The organism is Egibacteraceae bacterium (genome assembly GCA_040905805.1).
Lineage (GTDB): Bacteria > Actinomycetota > Nitriliruptoria > Euzebyales > Egibacteraceae > DATLGH01.
In genome coordinates, this window is record JBBDQS010000108.1 from 1 (window position 1) to 4,200 (window position 4,200).

Consider the following 4,200-nt stretch of genomic DNA (forward strand, 5'->3'; position numbering starts at 1 on the left):
CGGTCGGGGAACGGCCCGGCGACGGCATCGTCGGCGGGGCCGCGTCGAGCCGGCAAGAGAAACTCCGTGCCTGAGTCGTCCGGATCCTCGGCCATGCCGGCGGGTCCTTTCGCCATCATCACTCGTCGCCCCGGCACGCAACGGGGAGAGGCCGTATAGAACGGTCTGCCGCCAGCCCTGTCAATCGCGGTGCGTCCCCCTCAGCATCTTCATGGCGGTCGCAGCGCGACCCCCCCACCCGGCACAGCAGAGAATCGCCCTCGCACGCTCGGGCGATTCACGAGTTAGCGGCCGAGGGCGATATCCGCCGCGCGTCGCATGGCTGGCAGTGGTGCTGTGGTGCCGGTCCAGCGCTCGAATGACCGCGCGGCCTGGGCGACCAGCATGCCGAGGCCGTCGTGGGCCTCGGCGCCCCCTGCCCGCGCCGCGGTGAGGAACGGGGTGTCGGCCGGCCCGTAGACCAGGTCGAGGGCGGTCTGGCCCCGCCCCAGGCGCATGAACCGATCCGGCAGCACCTCCCCCCGCAGACCCAGCGGCGTGGCGTTCACCACCAGCGCGGGTTCGGGGACCGGCCCCACGCGGGCGGCACCCATGCGGCGCGCGAGCGCCGAGACCTCCAGGCCGGCGTGCTCGCGGCGAGCGACCACCTCGACGTGCGCCCCGACGCGTCCGAGCGCCACGGCGGCGGCGCGCGCGGCCCCGCCGCTGCCCAGCAGCAGCGTGGGCGTCCCCTCGGCCAGGCCGAGGTCGTGCTCCAAGAATGCCTGAAGGCCCGTGGCGTCGGTGTTGTCGGCCGTCAGCCGGCCACCCGACCAGTACAGGGTGTTGACCGCCCCGACCGCGTCCGCCTCCGGCGTGCGCTCGTCGGCGAGCTCGCCCACCGCCTGCTTGTGCGGCACCGTGATGTTCGCGCCCCGAAACCCCACGGCCCGCAGGCCCCCCACCGCAGTGGCAAGGGCGTCGGGCTCGACGTCCAGGGCCACGTAGACCGCGTCGATCCCGGCCGCGGCGAACGCGGCCGAGTGGATCTGGGGGGACACGCTGTGACCGACGGGGTGGCCGAGGAGCGCCACCAGGTCGGTCCGAGCCGTCGTCGGCTGGCTCACACGCAGCCCTTCCACACGGACATTCGGGGGTTCCCTCCCACCGGCGGGAGCATTACGCTGTGGCGGATGTTAACAAGAGTCGTGTATCCGATGCTGTTGTGCTGTGGGTTGCTCCTCGCCGGTGCTGGGGCGGTGACCTTCACGCAGAGCAGCGCCGCACCGTACCAGCGGGTGGTGGACATCGCCTTCCCCGTCCCGGGGGCCGTCGAGCTCTCGGACGACTACCACGCGGGGCGCGCAGACGGGGTGCGCGCGCACCGGGCCACCGACGTCTTCGCCCCGCATGGCCGGCCCGTCCACGCTGCGGCAGCCGGGACCGTGAGCTGGCTGCCGGCCCGCCATCCGACCGCCGGCTATGCGGTGCACGTGCAGGGCACCGACGGGCTGCGGTACGCCTACTACCACCTCGGCCCCCATAACGGGACGCGCACCCAGGCGTACGCCCCCGGCCTGTCGGAGGGCTCTCGCGTGCAGCGGGGTGAGCTCATCGGCTACGTGGGAGACTCGGGCAACGCGGCGGGCGGGCGTCCTCACCTGCACTTCGAGATCCACGACCGTGCGATCACCGACCCCTACGGCACCCACCGGCTGAACCCCTACGGCTCGCTCCTCGCAGCCCAGCGGCGCACCGACGCGCCCTCACGCAGCGGCAGCCGCGACGGTCTGCTGCGCGTCGGCGACCGGGGCGCGGAGGTGGCCGCCTGGCAGACCCAGCTGAACACCGTGCGCTCCAATCCGATCGCGGTCGACGGCGCCTTCGGCCCCCAGACCGACCGGGCCACCCGCGCCTTCCAGCGCGACGCCGGCATCACCGCCGACGGCGTCGTCGGGCCCCGGACCCGGGCCGCGATGTCCGCCGCCGGCCCATCCCCCGCCGCTCCGCGCAGGCGATCGGTGCTGCGCGTCGGCGACCAAGGCGCCGACGTGGCCGCCTGGCAGACCCAGCTGAACCGGGTCCGCTCGAACCCGATCGCGGTCGACGGCGCCTTCGGCCCCCAGACCGACCGGGCCACCCGCGCCTTCCAGCGCGACGCCGGCATCACCGTCGACGGCATCGTCGGCCCCCAGACCCGTCGGGCGCTCGGCGGGTAGATCGGCACCCCCGTAGACTCGTGTCCGTGCGTGCCCTCACCGAGGTCGACCTGCCCGAGGGGCTGACCCTCGAACGTCTCCACGCTGCGCTACGAGCGGCCGACGCGCGCTTCGCCTACCTGCACGGCAGCAGGGTGCAGGGCACCCAGGGTCCACGATCGGACCTCGACGTGGCCGCGTGGTTCGGCCGCCCGGTCGGCGCCTGGGAGGTGGCGCTCCCCGCGTCCTGCGACCTGCTGGTGCTCGACACCGCCGGAGCCGAGCTGGCCGGCCGCGTCGCCCACTCCGGCGTGGTGCTGCTCGATGACGACCCGCCGAGCCGTGTGGCCTGGCAGGCCGACCATGCCAAGCGTTACCTCGACGAGGCCCACCGACGTCGGGAGCTGGTCCGAACGGTGCTGCACCGTGGTTGACCCGGTCCGCCTCGCTCGACTGCTCCAACGTCTCGGCGAGCAGCTGGCGATCCTTCGGGCAAGAGCCGCGGAGGACCGCGCCGCCCTCCGTGCCGACGAGCTGCTGCTGTCGGCGACCAAGTACCGGCTGGTGACGGCGGTGGAGGCGGTCCTCGACGTGGCGCACCACCTGCTCGCCTCCGAGCTGTGGGGTCCCGCCGAGGACTCCGCGGGCGCGGTGCGCGTTCTGGCGCGACACGGGGTGATCTCCGGAGACCTCGCCGATCGCCTGGCCCAGGCCACGGGGCTGCGCAATGTCTTGGTGCACGGGTACGCGGAGGTCGACGACGACCTGGTCGTCGCCACCCTCGACCGCCTGGACGACCTGGAGACGTTCATCGCCGAGGTGCGCCGATGGGCCGCCGACGCCGACGCCGGTGCCCACGGCGCGAGCTAGTGTCCTGAGACGTGAATCGCTGGAGCTTGCGGAGGCGATTCTCAGCTGTGCCGGGTGTGGCGGACACGTCGCCGCTGTGTACGGGCGCAACGCGGACACTTCGCCGGTGTGCGTGCCCGTAACACGGACACTTCACCGCTGCCTAGAAGGAGCAGACAAGTATAAATAGGCACACAATCTTGTACGGTTTGCCCGTTGTGTTCGGGGAAGTGTCCGCGGTGGCGTGAGTCACGCACGGCGAAGTGTCCGCGGTGGCGCACACCGCCTCCCGGCGCGCCACCGGACGCCGACAGCCGCGACAACCCCCGCAGCCGGTGGTGCGGACCGATCCCGACCGCCAGGTGCGCCAGCGGCGGCCAACAACACCGGTCCGACACCGCCAACGGATCTCCGACTCAGGACACTAGTTCCAGTGGGGGGTTTCGCGGCTGATCCGAGCAAACCCGTATCACTTCGGTCACCCTGTGCGATGTCACAGGTACGGAACGTATGACACCTACGAGTCGGAGACTGCACTGATGAAGACTTCTCGCACCATGACCACGACCTTGGTCGCGCTCGCGCTGGCCGTCTTACTGGCGCTGCCCGCGGCGGCCTTCCCCCGCTCGGGCTCGCCGGTCCCCGACCTGCCGATCGGCGAGCTGCCGACCGGCGAGCTGCTCGACCGGCTGCCTGGCAACCCGATCGCGCACTGCCTGCCCGACCCGGAGGAAGAGGACACCGAGATCGAAGAGCCGATCGAAGAGCCGATCGAAGAGCCGGTCGAGGAGCCGGTCGAAGAGCCGATCGAAGAGCCGATCGAGCCGATCGAAGAGGTGGAAGCCGAGGAGATCATCGACGCCGATGACGCCCAGGTGGCCCGGTGCGTGCTGCAAAGCCTGCCCGACATCGTCGGCAACGCCCACGCCTCCTCGATCGTGGCGGTGGTGACCGCGGGTATCGCCTCGGGCTTCGCCGACGGCACCTTCGGCCCCCAGCTGGAGGTCACCCGCGGCCAGATGGCCACGTTCCTCGCCCGCGCCCTGGAACTTGCTCCCGAGCAGGCCAGCGGCCTGTCCGACGTCGCCGGCACCCACGCCGACGCCATCGACGCCGTGATCGGCGCCGGCATCGCCCAGGGCTTCACCGACGGCACCTTCCGCCCCCAGCAGCC

At 72.2% G+C, this 4,200-nt stretch carries 5 protein-coding genes; 4 read left to right on the forward strand and 1 reads right to left on the reverse strand.

Annotated features, from left to right (window positions below; all coding sequences use genetic code 11):
- Positions 1-284: 284 nt before the first annotated feature.
- Complete coding sequence (gene aroE, locus WD250_12385; GenBank protein MEX2621001.1) at positions 285-1,106, reverse strand: shikimate dehydrogenase; 822 nt, start codon at positions 1,104-1,106, stop codon at positions 285-287.
- A gap of 66 nt (positions 1,107-1,172) precedes the next feature.
- On the opposite strand from aroE, the gene WD250_12390 reads away from it, so the two are divergent.
- From WD250_12390 to WD250_12405, 4 genes are all read left to right on the forward strand, one after another.
- Positions 1,173-2,198 carry a peptidoglycan-binding protein gene (locus tag WD250_12390; GenBank protein MEX2621002.1) on the forward strand — a complete coding sequence of 342 codons (1,026 nt, stop codon included), beginning with the start codon at positions 1,173-1,175 and terminating at the stop codon, positions 2,196-2,198.
- Between the two features lie 26 nt (positions 2,199-2,224).
- Complete coding sequence (locus WD250_12395; GenBank protein ID MEX2621003.1) at positions 2,225-2,611, forward strand: nucleotidyltransferase domain-containing protein; 387 nt, start codon at positions 2,225-2,227, stop codon at positions 2,609-2,611.
- Positions 2,604-3,047 carry a DUF86 domain-containing protein gene (locus tag WD250_12400; protein MEX2621004.1) on the forward strand — a complete coding sequence of 148 codons (444 nt, stop codon included), beginning with the start codon at positions 2,604-2,606 and terminating at the stop codon, positions 3,045-3,047. Before WD250_12395 ends, WD250_12400 begins: the two co-directional genes overlap by 8 nt.
- Before the next feature lie 536 nt (positions 3,048-3,583).
- On the forward strand, positions 3,584-4,200 hold a 617-nt coding region (locus WD250_12405; protein ID MEX2621005.1), incomplete at its 3' end, for an S-layer homology domain-containing protein.

Excerpts from the sequence above, each read along its gene's own strand:
- WD250_12390 (MEX2621002.1), top strand. The coding sequence starts at position 1,173 with ATGTTAACAAGAGTCGTGTATCCGATGCTGTTGTGCTGTGGGTTGCTC.